Origin of the sequence: Methylorubrum zatmanii (assembly GCF_014845115.1) — a bacterium.
GTDB classification, from domain to species: domain Bacteria; phylum Pseudomonadota; class Alphaproteobacteria; order Rhizobiales; family Beijerinckiaceae; genus Methylobacterium; species Methylobacterium zatmanii.
In genome coordinates this window covers 1-21143 of the sequence record NZ_NKUI01000004.1, presented here as the reverse complement: position 1 = coordinate 21143, position 21143 = coordinate 1, and the positions used below count along the sequence as shown (strand labels likewise).

At 68.6% G+C, this 21143-nt stretch carries 15 protein-coding genes and 1 pseudogene; 8 read left to right on the top strand and 8 right to left on the bottom strand.

Features of this window, described 5'->3' with window-relative positions; translation table 11 throughout:
- Both MZTS_RS24935 and dusA read left to right on the top strand, forming a co-directional pair.
- A pseudogene (locus MZTS_RS24935) lies at positions 1-250 on the top strand (hypothetical protein); the annotation flags it as partial.
- A gap of 334 nt (positions 251-584) precedes the next feature.
- Positions 585-1616, top strand: a complete 1032-nt coding sequence (gene dusA, locus MZTS_RS00670; protein ID WP_192280402.1) for a tRNA dihydrouridine(20/20a) synthase DusA — start codon at positions 585-587, stop codon at positions 1614-1616.
- 36 nt (positions 1617-1652) lie between these two features.
- On the opposite strand, the gene MZTS_RS00665 is transcribed toward dusA, so the two are convergent.
- The 3 genes from MZTS_RS00665 to MZTS_RS00655 all read right to left on the bottom strand — a co-directional run bounded on the left by MZTS_RS00665 (position 1653) and on the right by MZTS_RS00655 (position 5229).
- Positions 1653-3941 (bottom strand): putative bifunctional diguanylate cyclase/phosphodiesterase, encoded by a 2289-nt coding sequence (locus MZTS_RS00665; protein ID WP_246481928.1) that lies wholly within the window; start codon positions 3939-3941, stop codon positions 1653-1655.
- Positions 3942-4248: 307 nt separating this feature from the next.
- Positions 4249-4701 carry a response regulator gene (locus tag MZTS_RS00660; protein ID WP_192280399.1) on the bottom strand — a complete coding sequence of 151 codons (453 nt, stop codon included), beginning with the start codon at positions 4699-4701 and terminating at the stop codon, positions 4249-4251.
- A gap of 60 nt (positions 4702-4761) precedes the next feature.
- Complete coding sequence (locus MZTS_RS00655) at positions 4762-5229, bottom strand: BLUF domain-containing protein (RefSeq protein ID WP_192280396.1); 468 nt, start codon at positions 5227-5229, stop codon at positions 4762-4764.
- 366 nt (positions 5230-5595) lie between these two features.
- Here MZTS_RS00655 and MZTS_RS00650 point away from each other — a divergent pair, with 366 nt between their 5' ends.
- Genes MZTS_RS00650 through MZTS_RS00640 form a run of 3 tightly spaced genes read left to right on the top strand, consistent with a single transcriptional unit; the run spans position 5596 to position 10737 of the window.
- Complete coding sequence (locus tag MZTS_RS00650; RefSeq protein WP_192280394.1) at positions 5596-6972, top strand: flagellar hook protein FlgE; 1377 nt, start codon at positions 5596-5598, stop codon at positions 6970-6972.
- 26 nt (positions 6973-6998) lie between these two features.
- A complete protein-coding gene (gene flgK, locus MZTS_RS00645; protein ID WP_192280391.1) occupies positions 6999-8885 on the top strand; it encodes a flagellar hook-associated protein FlgK in 1887 nt (628 codons plus the stop codon).
- Positions 8886-8889: 4 nt separating this feature from the next.
- Complete coding sequence (locus MZTS_RS00640) at positions 8890-10737, top strand: flagellin (protein WP_246481927.1); 1848 nt, start codon at positions 8890-8892, stop codon at positions 10735-10737.
- A 72-nt stretch (positions 10738-10809) separates the two neighbouring features.
- Here MZTS_RS00640 and MZTS_RS00635 read toward each other — a convergent pair whose 3' ends face one another.
- The 5 genes from MZTS_RS00635 to MZTS_RS00615 form a co-directional block, all read right to left on the bottom strand.
- Positions 10810-11988 carry a DUF4167 domain-containing protein gene (locus MZTS_RS00635; protein ID WP_192280388.1) on the bottom strand — a complete coding sequence of 393 codons (1179 nt, stop codon included), beginning with the start codon at positions 11986-11988 and terminating at the stop codon, positions 10810-10812.
- Between the two features lie 570 nt (positions 11989-12558).
- The gene (prmC, locus tag MZTS_RS00630) at positions 12559-13449 is read right to left on the bottom strand and encodes a peptide chain release factor N(5)-glutamine methyltransferase (RefSeq protein ID WP_192280385.1); all 891 of its coding nucleotides are present in this window, start codon (positions 13447-13449) and stop codon (positions 12559-12561) included.
- A gap of 184 nt (positions 13450-13633) precedes the next feature.
- Complete coding sequence (gene prfA, locus MZTS_RS00625; RefSeq protein WP_009866923.1) at positions 13634-14719, bottom strand: peptide chain release factor 1; 1086 nt, start codon at positions 14717-14719, stop codon at positions 13634-13636.
- Positions 14720-14798: 79 nt separating this feature from the next.
- A complete protein-coding gene (gene ptsP, locus MZTS_RS00620; RefSeq protein ID WP_192280382.1) occupies positions 14799-17060 on the bottom strand; it encodes a phosphoenolpyruvate--protein phosphotransferase in 2262 nt (753 codons plus the stop codon).
- Between the two features lie 70 nt (positions 17061-17130).
- Entirely contained in the window at positions 17131-18366 is a 1236-nt protein-coding gene (locus MZTS_RS00615) for an aspartate kinase (RefSeq protein ID WP_192280378.1), read from the bottom strand.
- A 151-nt stretch (positions 18367-18517) separates the two neighbouring features.
- Here MZTS_RS00615 and ubiG point away from each other — a divergent pair, with 151 nt between their 5' ends.
- From ubiG to tcuC, 3 genes are all read left to right on the top strand, one after another.
- Positions 18518-19264, top strand: coding sequence for a bifunctional 2-polyprenyl-6-hydroxyphenol methylase/3-demethylubiquinol 3-O-methyltransferase UbiG (ubiG, locus tag MZTS_RS00610; RefSeq protein WP_192280375.1), 747 nt, complete (start codon positions 18518-18520; stop codon positions 19262-19264).
- 55 nt (positions 19265-19319) lie between these two features.
- Entirely contained in the window at positions 19320-19892 is a 573-nt protein-coding gene (locus tag MZTS_RS00605; protein ID WP_192280372.1) for a YbhB/YbcL family Raf kinase inhibitor-like protein, read from the top strand.
- 155 nt (positions 19893-20047) lie between these two features.
- Positions 20048-21143, top strand: a 1096-nt coding sequence (gene tcuC, locus MZTS_RS00600) for an MFS transporter (RefSeq protein ID WP_192280369.1), incomplete at its 3' end; no start/stop codon positions are given.

Sequence of the window (21143 nt, the reverse complement as noted above, 5' to 3'; positions counted from 1 at the left end):
CATTGACTCATTAGAGAACAGAGTCGATGATCCCGCCACGGCCATGAGAAGCCGCAAGCTCAGGCTATTCGGCTCCATCGATGATAACGATTGGATGGAGCTATATACTCGAGCAGAAGATCGGCCCTTTGGAGGTGTTGACGGATACCCACTAACTATCGATCTAAAGAATTCGCATATACGCTATATCAAGATCGATTTGGACGATGAAAATTATCTCCACCTCGATAAGATTGAGGTATATATATAGCGCTCATTATATCAAAGCATTGGCGGATTAATACATACAGCAATTGATCCGCCAATATTCAGGACAGAAAAATCCTAACCGGATCGAGAGTTTTCCGACAGATATTCATGAAAATGCAACAAGCAAAGCCGATATAATTATGATAAAGCCCCATGTTTTATTATAAAATACGATGATGGATCCGAATATCGAACGGTTCTGATGTTTCGTCGCCGATTTTCGCTTGGGAATACTGGCTGCTGGCCTGGAGAGTTCACGGTTCGGGGAACTTCGTGATACAGCGACCCGTATCAGCGGACCTTACCTGATGCAGTCCGCCGAGCCAGTAAGGACCATGAACGGAGCGGTTGTGCAGGCTGAACGATTCAGTACGTTGAGCGGCTGGCGCTTCAGCATCGCGCCCATGATGGATTGGACGGATCGGCAATGCCGCGCCTTCCACCGCACCCTGTCACGCCGGACCCGGCTCTATACCGAAATGGTGACGACGGGCGCCGTGCTGCACGGGGACCGGGAACGGCTGCTCGGCTTCGATGCGGCCGAGCAGCCGGTGGCGGTGCAGCTCGGCGGTTCGAGCCCGGAGGATCTTGCCGCAGCGGCGCGGATCGCGGCCGATTTCGGTTATGCTGAGATCAATCTCAATGTCGGCTGCCCCTCGGATCGGGTTCAGGAGGGCCGCTTCGGCGCCTGCCTGATGCGCGAGCCCGACCTCGTCGGCGCCTGCGTGGCGGCGATGAAGGCCGCCGTGTCGGTGCCGGTCACCGTGAAATGCCGCCTCGGCGTCGATGATCAGGATATCGAGGAAGCCCTGGATGCGGTGGCCACCGCTTCCATCGCCGCCGGGGCCGACGGGCTCATCGTGCATGCGCGCAAGGCTTGGCTCAAGGGCCTGTCGCCGCGGGAGAACCGGGACGTGCCCCCGCTCGATTACGGGCGCGTCGCCCGGCTCAAGGCCGCACATCCCAACCTGCCGATCGCGATCAATGGCGGGATCGCCGACCTTTCCGCCGCCAAAGCCCGGCTCGCCGAGGTGGACGGCGTGATGATGGGCCGGGCGGCCTATACCGACCCGGCGCTGCTGCTCGCCGTCGATCCGGAACTGTTCGGCGAACCGCCGCCGGTGGCCGATGCCTTCGCGGCGATCGAGGCCCTGGAACCGACCCTCGCCGAGGGGCTCGCCCGCGGCCTGCGGCTGCACGCCTATACGAGGCACATGCTCGGCCTGTTCAACGGCCGGCCGGGGGCACGGGCCTATCGACGGCATCTCGCCACCGCCGGAATGGCGCCGGAGGCGGGACTCGCCACCCTGCGGGAGGCGGTCGCCCGGGTGTCGCGGGAGCGTCCGCCGGCATCGGAAGCCGCCTGATCCCGACGGCCGTCCGCCCGGTCGAAACCCGAAACGTCAGGCGGCGCGGCTGGCGAGGCCGTTCCAGGTTTCGAGCAGGGGCGGCAGGGCATTCGCCGGCACCGGCGGGCTGAACAGGTAGCCCTGGACCTCGTCGCAGCCCTCCTCGCGCAGGCGGGCGAGCTGCTCCTCGGTCTCGACCCCCTCCGCCGTCGTCGTCATGCCGAGGCTGGAGGCGAGGCTGATCACCGCCCGCACGATGAAGCCGGAGCCCTGCTCCACCGTGAGATCGCGGATGAAGGACTGATCAACCTTCATCTTGTCGAAGGGGAAGCTGCGCAGATAGCTCAGGGACGAGTAGCCGGTGCCGAAATCGTCCATGGAGATGCGGGCCCCGAGGGCCCGCAGCCCATGCAGGATGGCGACCGTGGCACTGCCGTTCACGAGCAGCACGCTTTCCGTGATCTCCAGTTCGAGGCGGCGGGCGGGCAGCCCGCTCTCCGCCAGAGCCGAGCGGACCGTTCCGATCAGCCCGGCGGAGGTGAATTGTGCCGCAGAGACGTTCACCGCCACCTTCAGTTCGTCCGGCCAGCCCGCCGCCTCGCGGCAGGCCTGCCGCAGCACCCATTCGCCGAGCGGCACGATCAGGCCGATCTCCTCCGCCAGCGGCACGAACTCGGCGGGGGAGACCCGGCCACGGGTCGGATGCGTCCAGCGCAAAAGGGCTTCGAAGCCGCAGATGCGCTCCTGAGCGAGGTCGTAGATCGGCTGGTAATACAGCTCGAAGGCCCGGGCCTCGAAGGCGGCGCGCAGGTCGAGTTCCAGGAATCGTCTCGCCTGAAGGCGCGCATCCATCTCCGCTTCGAAGAAGCGGAACACGCCGCGCCCGTCGCCCTTGGCGCGATAGAGCGCGACATCGGCGCATTGCATCAGCCGGTCGGCTTCGAGCCCGTCCCTGGGTCCGAGGGCGATGCCGATGCTGACGCCGACGGTGACGGAGTGATGGGCCAAGGCATAGGGCGCGCTGATCACGTCGAGGATCCGCCGCGCGAGGGTCGCCGCATCCTCCGGCCTCTCGACCGCCGCCTGGATGATCGCGAACTCGTCGCCGCCGAGCCGGGCCACGGTGTCGACCTCCCGCAGGCAGGCCCTGATGCGATGGGCCACCGCCCGCAGCAACTCGTCGCCGACCCCGTGGCCGAGGGTGTCGTTCACCTGTTTGAAGTTATCGAGATCGAGGCAGAGCACCGCGAAACCGGTTTCGCGCCGGGCCAGGGTGATCGCCCCCTCGATCCGCTCGCGCAGGAGCAGGCGGTTGGGCAGATCGGTCACGGTGTCGTGCCGGGCCATGTAGGCGATGCGGGTCTCGGCGTTCCAGCGCTCGGTCACATCCTCGTAGATCGCCACGAAGCCGCCGCCGGAGATCGGTTGCCACTCCACCGCGACGATGCGCCCATCGGCGAGTCGCTGGATCTGCGAGGGCACGGCGTCCGGCCCCTTCATCTCATCGATCCCGGCCAGCAGTTCGGCCTCGCTGAGATCCGGGTGGTTGCCGGCCAGGATGTTGATGCGCAGCACCTCCCACGCCGAGAGGCCGGGGGTCACGGCCCCCGGGGGCAGCCGGTAGATCTCATGGTAGCGCCGGTTGACCACCAGCAGCCGGTCCTCGGCATCGTAGAGCAGGAAGCCCAGCGACAGGGTGTCGAGGGCGGCGTATAGCCGGGAGACCCGCTCGGCCAATCCCCGCTCCCGGCGTTTCAGGGCGGTGATGTCGGTCAGGAGCGTCAGCGTACCGCCATCCCTTAAGCCCTGACGGTTCGCCAGGAAGCGACGCCCGTCCAACAGCGCCACCTCTTCGGCTTCGGTCGCGAGCCGTGGGAGGGCGGCCGCGGGTGCGGTGGTCAGGGCGATCCGGCCGCAGGGGTCTGTGAGCACGGCGGCGACGCTGCCGCCGGCGATCGCCTCGGCGATGCGGGTGACCGGCGCCAGACGGGCGGCGGCCTCCCCTTCGCGGAGGGCATCGTTCGCACGGCGCAGGGAGAGGGTTCGGGCGAGCACGGCATCGAATTCGGCGACACCGGTCCGTCCGTCTTCCAGGCCAGCCGCAACAGGGTCCGTCGCGATGCGCCCGGCGATTCCCGCGGCCGCCTCAGCCGTTCGGGCCAAGCTGCGGCTGAGCCGCAGGGTGGTCACCATCACGAGGAGCAAGGTCACGGCGGCAGCCACCGCGACCAGGGCGATGCGCAGAAGCGGCACGGTGCAGAAAGACGCCGCCAACGCGGCGGCGGCGAAACCGGCAACGATGAGACAGAGTTTCCGGCCGGTCTTTCGAAGCCGGTCACCCATGGCACCGGGAACGATCTCGTCGCGACGTGACCTCGGCTGCCGGCCTACATTTCCGGAATGTTCGGCCTGCGCCCTCATCACGATCCGATCTCAGTCCATCGACCGCCGGAGAAAACCTTAATCCGGTTAAGAATAGCTTATGTAGGCAACCATCACTGTATAGGGCACAACTCAATTTCACCCGCATCGTGTGTCGCGACACCGATTTTGCGACCACCGGAACAGGAACGATGCTTTGGAACCGTTGAGACCGATCCGCCCGGTCTCCGGAATGAGGATTCGCCTGAACGGATCAAGCGGAGGGATGTCAGAACTTGCCGAGCAGCGGAAATTCCTGACTGAGCGTCGATTCGGGGGGCAGCGGAGCCTCGCGCCGTCGCGGCTTGCGGTTGAGCACCTGCTTCAGCTTCGTCTTCAGCAGGTTGATGTCGAACGGCTTGAGGATGAAGGCATCCGCACCGGCGACATGGGCGAGATTGATGTCCTCGAAGTCGAACGAGGTCTCGGTGAGGATGAACGGCGTGTTCATCAAGCTGTCGTCGGCCCGGATCTCCCGCAGCAGCTGAAGCCCGTCCATCGGCTCCATGGCGAGATCGGAAATGACCAGGGCGTAGCGGCGCTCCCGCAGGCGCTCCAGAGCCTCGGCGCCGTTCTCCACGCCCTCGACCTCGGGAAAGCCGAGCCGGGTCATCAGTTCGATGATGAGCCGGAGGAGCTTGGGCTGATCATCGACGATGAGGATGGGAAGTGTGTCGCTCATGGCGTCCGATGTGGCGTCTCAACGGGGATCTGAGGAAGGGGCCGGAAGCCCCGTCCCGGGTCAAACGAAGAGGTGATCGATGCCCTGCTTGGCCATCGATTCTTCCTGAAGGGTGACGGCGAGGCCGTGGATCACGCTCCCCTTGGGCGTGCCCCGCTGCAGCATCGGCAACAGGCCGGACTTCGCGAAGTGCGGCTCGTTGGCGGTGTTGCGGCTCACGGTCGTGAACGAACTCACGAATTCCCGCTTGGCGATCTCGCGCCACTCGACGATCTGGACATCGCGATGGCGGGAATCGGCGGCGATTCGCTGGAAGGTCTCGTTGACCGACTGGCGCTCACCCTCGATCACCTGAATCGCGAAATTCTGATCGACGATCAGGAAACTCGTGATCACGGCGAACTCGTTCTTCTTCTGAGCATGACGCGTGATGTCACCGATCTGCTTGGCCCGCAGGGCCGGATCGTTGGAAAGGGTCAAGCGGGAGAAGTAGATCAGGTGGACGAGGCTCGTCCTCTTGCTCTTCATGAATCTCGTCCGACGCGAAGGCTCGGCGGGCAGTCTAACGGCCTTGACGATAACGGGCCGTAAACGCGGCTGATCTCGTTTCGGCCGATCGGACCGGGCATGAGATCAGCAAGCCCGCGCGGCGCGGGAAGGCCCGACCTTCCCTGAAGCCGGATCGGGCCGAGGCCCGGATCCGCCGCCCCGGAACCGTCGATCGAAGGGCTGGAGACCGGCAGAATCTGCCGCGCGTTCCTCGCCTGCCCAGCCGAATCTGCCGGGTGGTGCCGGGCTCGTCGCAATGTTTTCAACGCTTTAGGCTTGGCATGGGGGTTGCGCCGCCGGGTGCCACTCACCGCTTCGGGCGGCCCTGTGGAGCGAGCGAACGCCATGGACGTCTTTTCCGCGCTTCAGACCGCGGTCTCGGGCCTGAAGGCGCAATCCTTCTCGCTGAACAACATCTCCGGCAACATCGCGAACTCGCAGACGACCGGCTTCAAGCGCGTCGATACGGGCTTCGTCGACATGATCCCCGACCGCGACGCCCGGCAGCAATCCTCCGGCTCGGTGGCCGCCTATTCGGAGATGACCAACTCGGTCCAGGGCAACACGGTCTCGACCGGCGTGTCCACCAACATGGCGCTCGACGGCCAGGGCTTCTTCGTCGTGCGCAAGAAGACCACCGACGCCGCCGGCAGCGAGAGCTTCTCCGGGAGCAATCTCTATACCCGCCGCGGCGACTTTTCCCCGGACAAGGACGGCTATCTCGTCAACGGGGCCGGCTCCTACCTCATCGGCGCCAGCCTCGACCCGGTCACCGGCCAGACCGTCGGCACCGGGCCGATCAAGATCTCCAACGCGATCATCCCGGCCAAGGCGACGACGACGATCACCTACTCGGCCAACCTGCCGAAATCCCCCGCCACCGCCAACGTCGCCACGACCAAGGGGCTGCTCTCGGCCTTCAGCGACGGCACGGATGCGCGGGTGACCTCGGGGACGGGCACCGGCAGCGTCTCACAGACCAATGCCCAGACCCTGATCGACAGCAGCGTCGCGGGGCCGGCTCTGACGATCTACACCTCCTCCGGCGCTCCCGTGAGCGTGCAGACCCGCTGGGCCAAGGTGGCCGCCGCCGACACGGCGGCGGGCACCAGCGACACCTGGAATCTGTTCTACGCCGACAAGGCCAGCGTCTCGGGCAATCTCACCAGCTGGTCCAATGTGGGACAGGCCTTCACCTTCAGCGCCAGCGGCCAGATGACCTCGCCGGCCTCCAGCACGGTCCCGGTCCGCAACATGACGGTGGACGGCATCAATGTCGGCCAGATCAACCTCGATCTCGGCGGCGGCCTCACCCAATACGCCTCCGCCACCGGCACGGTGACGACCAACGACCTCAAGCAGAACGGCTACGCCTCGGGCACACTGAATTCCGTCGATGTCGGCGAGAACGGCGTCATCACCGGCAAATATTCCAACGGCTCGCTGATCGGGCTGGCCCGGGTCGAGGTGGCGCAGTTCGTCAATCCCGACGGGCTGAAGGCCGACTCGCTCGGCAATTACCAGCAGACCGTCGCCTCGGGCGAAGCGATCAGCGGGCTCAAGGACACGACCGTGGTGGGCGCGAATGTCGAGCAATCGAATACCGACATTGCGGCGGAATTTTCAAAGATGATCGTTACCCAACAGGCTTATTCCGCCAACACCCGCGTGATGTCGACGGCGCAGACGATGATCTCGGACCTGCTGAACGTCATCCGTTGACGACGCCCTGAAGGAGGAGAGGCGCCTTGGCCCTCGACGCGTTCAGTACGGCCACGGCCGGCCTGCGGGTGACGCAGGCCCAGATCGGGGTCGTGTCGCAGAACATCGCCAATGTCGGCACGGCGGGCTATGTCCGGCGCACGCTCTCGCCCGTCACCTCGGGCACGGGCAATGCCGGCGTCGCCACCGGCACGATCGCCCGGGCGCTCGATACCGCCGCCCTCAAGCAGCTGCGCTCCGAGAATTCGGGGGCGGCCTACACCGCGCTGAAATCCGGCATCCACACCCAACTCGACGCGCTCTACGGGAAGCCCGGCGACGCCTCGGCCCTGGACGGCGTCTTCAACGCCTTCACGCTCTCGCTTCAGACGCTGGCGGCCAACCCCACCTCGACCGCCGCCCGGTCCACGGTGCTCAGCGCGGCCAACGACCTCGCCACCCGCATCGGCAGTGCCGCCAACGGCGTGCAGGCCCTGCGCTCCGGGCTCGAAACGCAGCTTTCCACCGATACGACGACCGCGAGCGGCCTGCTGGCGCAGCTCGCCAAGCTCAATACCCGCATCATCGCCGCGACCGCCGACGATCCGAGCCGCCCCGACCTCGAGGATCAGCGCGATCAGGCCCTCAACAGCCTGTCGGGCCTGATCGACATCAACGCCGTCACCCAGAGCGACGGCAGCGTCAGCGTGCTGACCGGCTCCGGGGTCACCCTGCTCGACCGCGCCAACGCCGCCACGCTCAGCTTCGATGCCCGCGGCACGCTCTCCGCCAACGCCCTCTACGATGCCGACCCCTCCCGCAGCGGCGTCGGCACCATCGTCGCGACGACGCCCGGCGGCGGCAAGATCGATCTGCTCGCCTCGGGCGCCATCCGCTCGGGCTCGATCACGGCGGCAATCGAGCTGCGCGATACCACGCTGCCCCAGGCCCAGCGCCAGCTCGACGACCTCGCGGCGGGCCTGTCGCGGGCGATGTCGGATCGCCTCGCCACCGGCACCGCCGCCAGCGACGGCATCAAGGCGGGCTTCGACATCGATCTGACCGGCCTCTCGGCGGGCAACGCGATCACCTTGACGGTGCAGGACGCGAGCGGCACCCAGCGCAACCTGATCCTGATGCCGTCGTATCAGTCGCCCCCCTCGGCCGTCCCGGCCAGCGGCACCGACGACGCCAACGCCACGGTGATCCCCTTCACCATTCCCCCGCCGGGCGCGAGCCGGGATCCGGCCACGATCCGCAGCGCGATCTCGGCGGCCCTGGGGGCGGGTTATCAGGTCTCGAGCGTCCCGGGGGGCGAGGCGGGTGCCGTCCGCATCCTCTCGACCGGCGGCGCGGCCCTGCGCGCGGCGAGCGCCAGCGTCACGCAGGTCACCTCGTCGAGCGACACCAAGGGCAGCGCCACGCAGATCCCCCTCTTCGTCGACGGCCAGAGCGCCGCGCTCTATACCGGCTCCTTCGACCACGGCTCGCAGCTGACCGGCTTCGCGCAGCGCATCACGGTCAACCCGGCGATCGTCGGCAATTCGGCGAGCCTCGTCAGCATCGTCGGCGCGGCCAGCGGCAGCGGCGACGCGACCCGGCCGCAGGCGCTCTACACTGCGTTGACGAGCACGCAGCGCACCTTCTCCTCCGCCAGCGGCATCGGCGGCATCAGCGCCCCGACCAAGTCGAGCGTGGCCGATTTCGTGCAGGGGGTGATCTCCGTGCAGGGCGCGGCGGCCTCGGCGGCTCAAGATCTCAACGAGGGTCAGAGCATCGCCCTGTCGACGGCGCAGGGCCGCTTCGCCTCGGCCTCGGGCGTCAATATCGACGACGAGATGTCGAACCTGATCGCGCTGCAGCAGGCCTATACCGCCAATGCCCGCGTGCTCACCGCCGCCCGCGACATGATCGATACCTTGCTCAGAATCTAACACATTGTCCCGACAGGTGGTCGCCACCTCGCGGGACGATGCCTTCGCTGCGGATCTGACGATGACCATCACCGCCTTCGCCGCCGGAACCTACCGCTTCGACCGCCAATCGGCGAGCCTCGTCGGGATGAAGAACCAACTCGACGGGTTGGCTCAGCAACTCGCCACCGGGCGCACCGCCGAGACCTATGGCGGGCTCGGCGCGGCGCGCACGACGAGCCTCAGCGCGCACGCGACCATCAGCGCCCAGGAGGGCTATCTCGCGGCGATCAGTTCGGCCGAGACCCGGGTGAAGCTCACCAGCGCCAGCCTGACCCAGCTCAAGTCGCTCTCCGACAGCACCCGCTCGAACCTCACCGGCATCATCGCCTCGCGCAACGAGACGCTGCCCGCGACCACCGTCCAGCTCGCCTCCAGCAACCTCTCGGCGGCCATCGATGCCCTGAACCAGCAGGCCGGGGGCGTCTACGTGTTCTCGGGACGCGCGACCGACACCGCGCCGGTCCTCTCGCAACAGGCCATCCTGAACGGCGATCCGGCGGCCGGCCTCGACGGGCTCAAGGCGCTGATCGCCGAGCAGAAGAAGGCCGATCTCGGATCCGGCAACGGACGACTGACCCAGACCGCCAGCGGCACGACGATCGACCTGTCCGAGGATGCCAGCGCCGAGGCGCGGGCCAATTTCGGCTTCTCGCTCCTGTCCGCGGCCAGCAGCGGCAGCGGTGCCCTCAGCGCCACCGTGACGGCCGGAACGAAAGCGACCGTGGCCTTGAGCTTCACGCAGCAGCCCGCCGACGGCGCCCAGGTGCGGGTCGTGGTGCAACTGGCCGATGGCAGCCAGAAGACCCTCGACCTGACGGCCCGCGCCAAGGAGGCGGCGAGCGCGGCGGGTACCTTCGCCATCGGCGCGACCAAGGAGGAAACCGCCGCGAACCTGAAGGCGGCGCTCGGCGGAGCCGACATCGCCAGCGTTCAGAGCGCCAACCCGCCGGGTGTGGCGGCGGCGTTCAGCGGGGGCCAGGAAGCCAAGGCGAAGCTCTCGCTCACCGCCAATCCCAGCGTGGGGGATACGGTCACCCTCAAGCTCGGCATGCATGACGGCACCACCCGGAGCATCACCCTGACCGCCGCCGCCTCGGCCGATCCCACCTCGGCGACGACCTTCACCATCGGCGCGACGCCGGAGCAGACGACGGCGAACCTCTCGCGCAGCCTGTCGAACGCCCTCGGCCAAGCCGCGAACACCGACCTCTCGGCGAGTTCGACGGCCCGGGCCTCGCTGAACTTCTTCGAGGGCTCTCCGGCGGCGGGCCTCAGCCCGCGCCGGGTCGCGGCAGACGGGAACGGCTATGCCGAGACGGCCAGCAACAAGACCGTGATCTGGTATCAGGGCGACACCTCCGCCGATCCGCGCGGGACCGCGGCGGTGCAGGTCGGCACGAGCCGGACGGTGGAGATCGGCGCCCAGGCCAACGAGGAAGCCATCCGACGCTCGATGGCCGGCATCGCGGCGATGGCCGCCGAGAGCTTCACCACCACGGGTGAGACGGTGGATACGGAGCGTTTCAGGGCCCTTTCCAACCGGGCTGGCAGCCTGCTCACCGCCGGCGACGGCCAGCAGAGCCTGGAGGAGCTCGGCACCGATTTCGGTCTGGCGGCCAGCAGCATGGCCAACGCCAAATCCGTCGCCAACGCCACCAAGACGACACTGGAATCGTCCCTCGACGGCGTCGACACGGTGTCGACGGAGGAGGTCGCGGCCAAGCTCCTCAGTCTGCAGACGCAGCTCCAGGCGAGCTACAAGGTCACCTCGATCCTCTCCGAGATGAGCCTCGTCAACTACATGCGCTGACCGCGCGTCCGGGCGGCGGCCCCGAAAACGAAAACGGCCCGAGGGGGGGTCCCTCGGGCCATGTCTCACATCCTACTCGGCGGCGTTCGGCGTATCCGCCGGCTCGGCCGGGGCCGCCTCGCCTTCGGCTCCCTTGTAGCGGGTCCGGCGGCGGCGCGGCTTGGCCACGGGGCCCTCTTCACCGCCCAGGGCCGACGGGGCCTCGCTCGCGGGGGCCGCCTCGCGCGGCTCCGGTGCGGGCCGGGGCGCCGGAGCCTCGGCTTCGGCCGGGGCGGGCGGCGGCGTGGGATTGCGGGTCGCCGTCATCAGGAAGGCGGGCAGCGCCGACGGGTCGGCCGCCTCCGCCACTTCGGCGTTGCGTCCGCGCCCACGCCCGCGCCGGGGCGCCGGGCTGTCGGGCCGCACGGCCTCGGAACGGGCCTCCTGGCGAGGCTCCTGGCGCGATTCCTGACGGGGCTCTTGGCGCATCTCCTGGCGGGGCGCCTCGGGCTGCTCGCCACGGCCGCCGTCGAAGCGGGACGCTTCGCGGGACTGCTCGCGGCGGTTCTCCTGCCGGCCTTCCTGCGGCTGCTGGCCAAAATCCTGCCGGTAATCCTGACGACCCCGGTCCTGCCGGTAGTCTTGGCGCGGATAATCCTGCCGGTCGGAGCGCTGGTCGGAGCGCTCTTGGCGCTCTTGGCGGTCCTGACGGTCGGGACGGTCCTGGCGGTAATCCTGCCGCGGCTCGTTGCGGTTATAGTCCTGCCGGTTGCCCTCGAAGCGCTGGCCCCGGTCGTTGCCGCGATCGTTGCGGTCGCGTCCCTGGAAGCGCTGGTTCCGGTCGTTGCGGTCGTTGCGCTGCTGGCGGTTGTCGAAGTCGTGGCGCTCGAACGGCTGCGGCTGCTGGGCCGGGTCGTACTCCTCGCCACCGTAGCCGTAGCCCTGGCGGCCGCCTTCGTTGCCGGCGCCCTGGCCCTGGACGCCCTCGTCGTCGCCGTCCTCATCCTCGTCGAAGCCGTTCCGGGCATAGCCCTGGGTGACCTGCGGACGGCCCGGCTCCTGGGCGCTGGTGATGATCCGGAAGTAGTGCTCGCCGTGCTGGAAGTAGTTCTCAGCCGCGATCGGATCGCCGCTCGCCAGGGCGTCCCGCGCAAGCTGCGCGTACTTGTCGGCGATGTGCTGGGCGGTGCCGCGGATTTTGACGTCTGGACCGTTCGACTCGTAGGAACGTGTCAGCGGATTCGGACCCTTGGGCCGATTGCGACCCCGCATCCGTCGATTCTGGTTTGGTCTCATCGGCCTCGATTGACCCTCGTTACCTGTCGCTCAGCGTGACTGTCAGCGCCGGAGCTTTGCTCACGGGTGGCGCGGGCCGGGCCTTGCGTGCCCAAACGTCCCGGCGCCCCAAAGTCCGGGCACCCAGGCGTCTCGGCGCGACCGCGCCCATCCCACGATGCTTGCCGTTCGTCCGGTGGCTGCGCTCGGTTCTGGCGCGCCGCGAGACATCCCTCGACTGTCAGGTTCGATCCCACCGAGCCTGGCCGCGACTGCCGGGCGCGTCCGCTCGATGGTGGGAAGACCGTCCGAAGCCGGAGGACACGGTCAAAACCGATCCTGCCGATACCGTCTTAAAGAGTGCCCCACAAAATCCCCGAAGCTCGGGAGCTCCCTTTGGCCAAACCGGCGCAGCAGGAGTTTTGTGAGAGACGCTCAACGGGCCGTTGGCGGTCTGCATGTCTAAGCTAGTGACTGACGCCCTCGACAACAAGCGTTTTTTCGTATCGGAGGCGGTTTATGCCGGATTTGTCCGGGCTTGCCGGCGCATCGCGCCCCTTCGGGCCCTCACCTGCCCTGCAAGGATGGCCGAAGCGTGACCACCCGGTCGTTGCCGGCGAGATCCCGGCCGATGCTCACCTCCGCGAATCCCATCGCGCCGGCGAGCGCCGTCAGGGCTGCGGCTTGGTCGTAACCGATCTCCAGCACGAGGGCGCCGCCGGGGGACAGCAGGTCCGGCCGCCGGGCAATACCGAGCAGGATCGCCCGGTAGGCGTCGAGCCCGTCCGGGCCGCCGTCGAGGGCCGCCATCGGATCGTGCTCGCGCACCTCGGTGTCGAGCGTCGCGATCACGGGGGCCGCGATATAGGGCGGGTTCGAGACGATCAGGTCGAAGGGCCCGACCAGCGCGTCGAGCCAGGAGCCACGCAGGAAGGCCGCCCGAGCCCCGACGCCGTTCCGCTCGGCATTCGCCCGCGCCACCCGCAAAGCCCCCTCCGCCCGGTCGAGGCCGAGGCCGAAGGCCCGGAGCCGCTCATGCAGCAGCGCCACCAGGATGCAGCCGGAGCCGGTGCCGAGATCGACCAGACGCAGCGGCCGATCCCGCTCCGGAAACAGGCGGAGGGCCGTTTCGACCACGCTCTCGGTGTCGGGCCGCGGCACCAGTGTCTCGGGGCCGAGGCTGAAGGGCAGCCCCCAGAACTCCCAGGCGCCGAGGATCCGCGCCACGGGCTCCCCCGCGAGGCGCCGCTCCGCCGCCCGTCCGAGACGGTGCGCACCGGCCTCGCCGATGGGCTCGCGGCCGCGCAAGGTGAGGTCGAGGGGAGTGAGTGCGAGGGCGTGCAGGGCGAGGAAGCGGGCATCCGCGCGGGCATTCGGGAGTCCGGCCTGTTCCAGCATCCGCACGAGGAGCCGCAGGGCGGCCTCGCGGGAGAGGGTGGGGGTGAGGCCGGAAATCATCGCTGCGCCCAAGCCTCGGCCGCCGTCTCAGGATCGCCGGACGATCCAGCCCACGCCCTCATCCTGAGGCGCCGGCGCAAGGCGGCGGCCTCGAATGATTCTCCGAGGCCGCTGCCGCGGCACCTCGAAATGAGGCCGTGAATCGAAGACAGGCCGGGCCGAAACTGCGCCGCCCGCCGCTCCCTCACGCCATCCCCTCGGCGGCGAGCAGCTCCGCCTGATGCTCGGTCACCAGCGCATCGATCACCTCGTCGAGGGCCGGACCGGCCATGACCTCTTCCAGCTTGTACAGGGTCAGGTTGATGCGGTGGTCGGTGACGCGGCCTTGCGGGAAATTGTAGGTGCGGATGCGCTCCGAGCGGTCGCCGGAACCGACCTGCGCCTTGCGGTCGGCGGCGCGGGCCGAATCCTTGGCGCTGCGCTCGGCATCGAACAGCCGCGCCCGCAGCAGAGCCATCGCCCGGGCGCGGTTCTTGTGCTGGGAGCGCTCCTCCTGAACGAACACCACCACGCCGGTCGGGAGATGCGTGATGCGAATCGCCGATTCCGTCTTGTTGACGTGCTGGCCGCCGGCCCCCTGGGCCCGCATGGTGTCGATCTTCAGGTCGGCCTCGTTGATGACGACATCGACCTCCTCGGCCTCCGGCAACACCGCCACCGTGGCGGCGGAGGTGTGGATGCGCCCCTGGGTCTCGGTGTCGGGCACGCGCTGGACCCGGTGCGCGCCGCTCTCGAACTTGAGCCGCGAGAACACGCTGCGGCCCTTCACCTCGGCCACGACCTCGCGATAGCCGCCGACGGTGCCCTCGCTCTCCGAGATCACCTCGACCCGCCAGCCCTTCGACTCGGCGTATTTCGCGTACATGCGGAACAGGTCGCCCGCGAACAGGGCCGCCTCGTCGCCGCCGGTGCCGGCGCGGATTTCGAGGATGGCGCTCTTCTCGTCGGCCGCATCCTTGGGCAGCAACATCAGTTGCAGCGCGCGGTGGGCCTGCTCCAGCGCCTCTTCGGCGTCGGGCTTCTCCTCGGCCGCCAGCGCCCGCATCTCGGGATCGCCCCCCGGCTCGTCGATCAGCGCCCGGATGCCGGCGAGATTGGCCTCCGCCGCCCGGTAAGCGTGAATCGCGGCCACGACCCCGTCGAGTTCCGACAATTCGCGGGAGAGCTGCACGATGCTCTCGGCCTCGGCGGAGCCGTCGGCGAGCTGCGCCGTGACGATCTCGTGCCGGGCCAGGATGGCGTCGAGGCGATCGGAGGGAATGGGGGTCATCGCCCTGAGGGTACTCGCAACGGATCTGACGAAGTGACGGGTTGGGTTCGGACAATCCGGCCGAGGCCGGGGCGGCCTGTCAGATAGGCACGCCGTGGCTCTTGGCGTAGGCGGCGAGTGCGGGCCGGATCGAAGCGCCGTCGGCGACCCGGCTCAGCTCGGACTCGATCAGCGCCGCGACCTCCCCGGCATGGGCGGAGAGCACCATCGCCTTGACCGGTCCGATCGAGGCCGGCGACATCGAGAAATCCCGGAAGCCGAGGCCGATCAGGGCCAAGGCCTCCAGGGGGCGCCCGCCGATCTCGCCGCAGACCGTGGCCGGGCAGCCTTGCGCGGCCGACCGCTCGGCGATCAGGCGGAAGGCGCGCATCGCCGCTCCGCACAGGGGATCGAAGCGGTTGGCGACCCGCCGATTCTCCCGGTCGACCGCGAACAGGAATTGCATCAGGTCGTTGGAGCCGACCGAGAGGAAATCCGCCTCGCGGGCGATCTCGTCGATCTGGAACAGCAGCGAAGGCACCTCGACCATAGCGCCGAGCCGGCAATCACTCGGCAGAAGATATCCGTGGCGGCGCAGATGCGCCTTCTCGCGCTCGACGATGTCGCGGGCGCGCACGAATTCCTCGACGGTGGCGACCATCGGGAACATGATCTTGATCGGGCGCCCGGCCGCCGCCTTGAGCAGCGCGCGCAGTTGAACCCGCAGCAGCGCCGGCCGGTCGAGGCCGATGCGGATCGCCCGCCAGCCCAGCGCCGGGTTCTCCTCCTCCAGGGCGGGCATGTAGGGGAGGATCTTGTCGCCGCCGATATCGAGGGTGCGGATCGTGACCGGCAGCTCTCCGGTCGCGGCGAACACCGCCTCGTAGAGCGTCTGCTGCTCGGCCGCCGAGGGCATCCGCTCGGCGATCATGAATTGCAGCTCGGTGCGGAACAGACCGACCCCCTCCGCCCCCGTCTCGTTCAGGTGCGTCAAATCGACGAGCAGGCCCGCATTGAGATGCAGGCCGATCTTCACGCCGTCCTTGGTGACGGCGGGCACCTCGCGCAGGGCGCGGTACTGCTCCTGCCGCCGGGCGCGCAGCCGCACCATCTCGGCATAGGAGGCCTCGACCTCCGGCGTCGGCCGGATCTGCACCTCGCCGGAGAGGCCGTCGACGATGATCGCGTCGCCCGAATCGCACAGGCCGGTGGCGTTGGCGATCTCGCCCACCGCCGGGATGCCGAGCGCCCGGGCGACGATGGCGATGTGGCTGGTCGGCCCGCCCTCCTCCAGCACCACGCCGCGCAGGCGCGCCCGGTCGTAGTCGAGGAGCGCCGCCGGTCCCATCGAGCGGGCGACCAGGATCGCGTTCTCCGGCAGGCCGTCACCGCCCTGCCCTTCCTGGCCGACGAGGCGGCGCAGCAGGCGGTTGGCGAGGTCGTCGAGATCGTGCAGCCGGTCGCGCAGGTAAGGGTCGCTCTGGCGCAGCATCCGGGCGCGGTTGTCCGACTGCACCCGCTCGACCGCGGCCTCGGCGGTGAGGCCCGATTGGACCGCCTCGCGCATCCGGCGCAGCCAGCCCTTGTCGTGGGCGAACATGCGCACGGTTTCGAGAATCTCGCGGGACTCGCCCGAGCCGATCCCGTCGCCCCGCTCCACCAGTTCGTCGATGGCCGAGCGCACATCCTCGATCGCCGATTCCAGCCGCTCGACCTCGCGGTCGACATTCTCGGCGATCAGCGTCTTCACGACGATGCGCGGCTCGTGCAGCACGACATGGCCGAGGCCGATCCCGTCGGCCAGAGCCACGCCGCGCTGGCTCACCGGACGGCGCGCGGCCGAGCCGGCTCCGGGCGCCAGCGCCTGCAACTCGCCCGAGGCGATCAGCTCCGCCAGCACCATCGCCGTGGTCTGGAGCGCCTCGATCTCCTCCTCGGAATAGACCCGGTAGGTCTTGTTCTGCACGACCAGCACGCCGAGCGTGTTGCCGGCCCGCAGCAGCGGCACGCCGAGGAAGGCGTGGTAGATCTCCTCGCCCGTCTCGGGCCGATAGGAGAAGGCGGGGTGCGACTGGGCGTCGGAGAGCGCCAGCGGCTCGGCGGTCTTGGCGATCAGGCCGACGAGGCCTTCGTCGGCGCGCAGGCGGGTCAGGTGCACCGCTGCCCTGTTGAGACCCTCGGTGGCGAACAGTTCGAGGGTGTTGTCGTCGCGCACGACATAGACCGAGCACACCTCGGCGATCACGTTCGCCGCGATGAGGACGACGATCCGGTCGAGACGCTGCTGCGGACTGACCGGCTCCGCCATGGCTTCGCGGAGCCGGCGCAGCAGCAGGCGCGGGCCTCCGGGCGCAGCGGGCATCGTGTCGTCAATCCGGGTCGGCCGGCGCAACCCTGGCCTGTAGGTCAGGGTCCGACGCCGACGAGAACGGTCAGGCCTGGTCGAGGCCGTATAGCGAGTGGAGCGTGCGAACGGCAAGCTCCGTGTAGGCCGCGTCGATGAGCACCGAGAACTTGATCTCGGAGGTGGTGATGGCCCGGATGTTGATACCCTTCTGCGCCAGCGCCCGGAAGGCCTTGGCTGCAACGCCCGCATGCGAGCGCATGCCGACCCCGATGGCCGAGACCTTGACCACGTCGGTGGCGCCCTCGATCTGGCCGAACTGGATCGTGTCGCGCTGGGCGTCGAGGATGGCGCGGGAGCGCTCGTAATCCGCCGCCGGCACGGTGAAGGTCATGTCCGTGGTCGATTGGTCGCCGGACACGGTCTGGATGATCATGTCGACGTTGATGTTGGCATCCGCCAGCGGGCCGAAGATCGCCGCGGCGATGCCGGGGCTGTCCTTCACGGCGCGCAGCGTGATCTGGGCCTCGTCCTTCGAGAAGGCGATGCCGGTGATGATCTGCTGTTCCACGATTTGGTCCTCGTCGCAGATGAGGGTGCCCGGCCGCGCGGCATCGGGGGGATCGAAGGAGGAGCGCACCGTGGTCGGCACCCGGTGCACCATGGCGAGCTCGACGGAGCGCACCTGGAGCACCTTGGCGCCGAGGGAGGCCATCTCCAGCATCTCCTCGAAGGTCACGCGCTCCATGCGCTGGGCCTTGGGCACCACGCGGGGATCGGTGGTGTAGACCCCGTCCACGTCGGTGTAGATGTCGCAGCGCTCCGCGCCGATGGCGGCGGCGATCGCCACAGCCGAGGTGTCCGAGCCGCCGCGCCCGAGGGTCGCGATCCGGCCGGTCTCAGCATTCACCCCCTGGAAACCGGAGATCACCGCCACCTCGCCGCGCTTGAAGCTCTCGTCGAGATTCGTCGGGTCGATGCCCTCGATCCGGGCCGAGCCGTGCGCGTCGGAGGTGTGGATCGGGATCTGCCAACCCTGCCAGGAGCGGGCCTTGATGCCGTCCTTGTTGAGGGCGATGGCCAGGAGGCCCGAGGTGACCTGCTCGCCGGAGGCCACGACGGTGTCGTATTCCGCCGCGGCGTAGAGCGGGTCGGCATCCTTGACCCAGGCGACCAGCTCGTTGGTCTTGCCGGACATCGCCGAGACCACGACCGCTACCTCGTAGCCGGCCGCGACCTCGCGGGCGACATGGCGCGCCACGTTGCGGATGCGGTCGACGGTGGCGACGGAGGTGCCGCCGAATTTCATCACCAAACGGGGCATGTCGCGTCCGGTCTGCTCTTCATGTCTCCACGGCGCCGGCAGGAAAACAACACGGCGCGGCTGTACCGGGGATGCGCCCGGCGGGTACAAGGGCCCCCCGGCCGTGTCAATCGGACGGGCGGCAGGTTGAAACGATACGAAAGAGAACCGGATGACGAGCGCCTCGATCGACCGGGACGAAGTGGCGCGCTTCGATGCGCTGGCCGCGCGCTGGTGGGACGAGCGCGGGCCGATGGCGGTTCTGCACAAGTTCAACCCGGTCCGGGTCGGCTATATCCGCGACGAGGCCTGCCGGGTCTTCGGCCGCGACCCGGCCGCGCCGTTCCCGCTGGAGGGCTTGAGCGTCATCGATATCGGCTGCGGCGGTGGCGTGCTGTCCGAACCCCTGGCCCGTCTCGGAGCCTCGGTGACGGGGCTCGACCCCGCCCCCGGCAATGTCGTGGCCGCCCGCGCCCATGCGGAGGCGGAGGGGCTCGCCATCGATTACCGCGACGAGACCATCGAGGCGGTGGCGGCACGAGGCGAACGATTCGACGTGGTGCTCGCCATGGAGGTGGTCGAGCATGTGGCCGACCGCGCCGGCTTCCTGCGGGCGGCCTGCCGGACCGTGAAGCCCGGCGGACTCCTGTTCGCCGCGACCATCAACCGGACGATGCGCTCCTTCGCGCTCGCCATCGTCGGCGCCGAATACGTGCTGCGCTGGCTGCCGCGCGGCACGCACGATTGGGAGAAGTTCGTGACCCCGCGGGAATTGGCCGCCGACATCGCGGCGGGCGGGCTCACCGTCACCGACACGACCGGCGTGGTCTACAATCCGCTCGGCGATTCCTGGCGGGCGAGCCGCGACACGGGGGTGAATTACATGGTCACCGCGCACCGCCCCGCTTCCGCGACCTGAACGAACCGGACCGGCATCCGTTGACGGGTCTCCCCAGGAAGCGGAGACCGCAGCGATGCTCGAAAAACTGCCCCACGCCGTGGGCGAGGCCCTGTCCGGCATCAGGGCCGGCGCGGAGAAGGCCGCCTTCCACACGGTCGCGGCGCGGGCGCCGGCGGTGCTCCGCGTCACCAGCGACGCCTTCGCCGACGGCGCGGCGATCCCGGCCCGCTTCACCGCCGACGGCGAGGGCCTGTCGCCACCGCTCGCCGTCGCCGGCCTGCCGGAGGAGACGGCGGCGCTCGTGCTGCTCGTCGAGGATCCCGACGCGCCCTCCCCTCACCCCCTCGTCCACCTGATCGCCTGGAACCTGCGACCGGGCGACCGAGCCTTCGCCGAGGGCGATTTCGCGAGCCCGGCGGGCGAGGGCTCCCGGCACGATCTCGGCCGCAACTCGTTCCTGAAGGATGGGTGGCTCCCGCCGGATCCGCCGACCGGGCACGGCCCCCACCATTACCTGTTCCAGGCCTTCGCCCTGGCCCGGCCCCTGGACCTGCCCGCCTCGCCGGGGCGCGGCGCATTCCTCGACGCCCTCGACGGCACCATCATCGCCAAGGGCCTTCTGACAGGAATCTACGAGCGGGCCTGAAGCCCGCCAAATCCGCAGATGCCCGCCCCGTCCCGCGGGGCCGCGCGCCGGCCTCGGCGGAAATACGCGCGGGGGGCCGGTTCAAGCTCGGCCGGGGCATTGCCCGCTCGCCCGGATGGCGTATCAGGTCGCCCCGGACAGACGGACAGCCTTCGATGACATCTCTCCCGGACGAGCCGCGCGCGCGCTCCAAGATCGCGACGATCCTGCGCGTCACCAGCGGCAACTTCCTGGAGATGTTCGACTTCTTCCTGTTCGGCTTCTACGCCCCCTCCATCTCGAAGGCGTTCTTCCCGTCGGATGACGGTTACGCCTCGCTCATGCTCACCTTCGCCACCTTCGGCGCGGGCTTCCTGATGCGGCCGCTCGGGGCGATCCTGCTCGGCGCCTATGTCGACCGGATCGGGCGACGGAAGGGCCTCATCGTCACCCTGGGGATCATGGCGGCGGGGACGCTCCTGATCGCCTTCGTGCCGGGCTACGGGACGATCGGTGTCGCCGCGCCGCTCCTCGTGCTGGTGGGCCGCCTGCTCCAGGGCTTCTCGGCGGGCGTCGAACTCGGCGGCGTCTCGGTCTATCTCGCCGAGATGGCGACGCCGGGCCGCAAGGGCTTCTTCGTCTCCTGGCAATCCGGCAGCCAGCAGGTCGCCGTGATGGCGGCGGCGCTGATCGGCTACGGGCTGAACCACACCCTGACGCCGGGTCAGATGGACAATTGGGGCTGGCGCGTCCCGTTCCTCATCGGCTGCGCCATCGTGCCGTTCCTGTTCTACATCCGCCGCTCGCTGGAGGAGACGCAGGAATTCCTGCATCGCAAGGTCCGGCCCGGCACCCGCGAGATCTTCGCCTCCCTCGGCCGCAACTGGGCCATCGTCGGCCTCGGCATGCTGCTCGTGGCGATGACCACGGTCTCGTTCTACACGATCACCGTCTACACCCCGACCTTCGGCAAGGCGGTGCTCAAGCTGTCCGACACCGACAGCCTGCTCGTGACCTTCTGCACTGCCCTGTCGAACCTGATCTGGCTGCCGGTGATGGGCGCCCTGTCCGACCGGATCGGCCGCAAGCCGCTGCTGATCGTATTCTCGGGCCTCACCCTGCTCACCGCCTATCCGGCCCTGGCCTGGCTCGTCGGCCACGTCTCCCTGGGCCACATGCTGATCGTGCTGCTGTGGCTCTCCTTCCTCTACGGCAGCTATAACGGCGCCATGGTGGTGGCCCTGACCGAACTGGTCCCGGCCTCGGTGCGCA

What these genes read in the sequence shown, in the direction of transcription:
- MZTS_RS00635 (WP_192280388.1), bottom strand. Translation starts at nt 11,988, where the DNA reads ATGCGGGGTCGCAATCGGCCCAAGGGTCCGAATCCGCTGACACGTTCC.
- ptsP (WP_192280382.1), bottom strand. Translation starts at nt 17,060, where the DNA reads ATGCCCGCTGCGCCCGGAGGCCCGCGCCTGCTGCTGCGCCGGCTCCGC.
- prfA (WP_009866923.1), bottom strand. Translation starts at nt 14,719, where the DNA reads ATGACCCCCATTCCCTCCGATCGCCTCGACGCCATCCTGGCCCGGCAC.
- ubiG (WP_192280375.1), top strand. Translation starts at nt 18,518, where the DNA reads ATGACGAGCGCCTCGATCGACCGGGACGAAGTGGCGCGCTTCGATGCG.
- MZTS_RS00650 (WP_192280394.1), top strand. Translation starts at nt 5,596, where the DNA reads ATGGACGTCTTTTCCGCGCTTCAGACCGCGGTCTCGGGCCTGAAGGCG.
- MZTS_RS00605 (WP_192280372.1), top strand. Translation starts at nt 19,320, where the DNA reads ATGCTCGAAAAACTGCCCCACGCCGTGGGCGAGGCCCTGTCCGGCATC.
- dusA (WP_192280402.1), top strand. Translation starts at nt 585, where the DNA reads ATGAACGGAGCGGTTGTGCAGGCTGAACGATTCAGTACGTTGAGCGGC.
- MZTS_RS00660 (WP_192280399.1), bottom strand. Translation starts at nt 4,701, where the DNA reads ATGAGCGACACACTTCCCATCCTCATCGTCGATGATCAGCCCAAGCTC.
- MZTS_RS00655 (WP_192280396.1), bottom strand. Translation starts at nt 5,229, where the DNA reads ATGAAGAGCAAGAGGACGAGCCTCGTCCACCTGATCTACTTCTCCCGC.
- prmC (WP_192280385.1), bottom strand. Translation starts at nt 13,449, where the DNA reads ATGATTTCCGGCCTCACCCCCACCCTCTCCCGCGAGGCCGCCCTGCGG.
- MZTS_RS00665 (WP_246481928.1), bottom strand. Translation starts at nt 3,941, where the DNA reads ATGGGTGACCGGCTTCGAAAGACCGGCCGGAAACTCTGTCTCATCGTT.
- MZTS_RS00615 (WP_192280378.1), bottom strand. Translation starts at nt 18,366, where the DNA reads ATGCCCCGTTTGGTGATGAAATTCGGCGGCACCTCCGTCGCCACCGTC.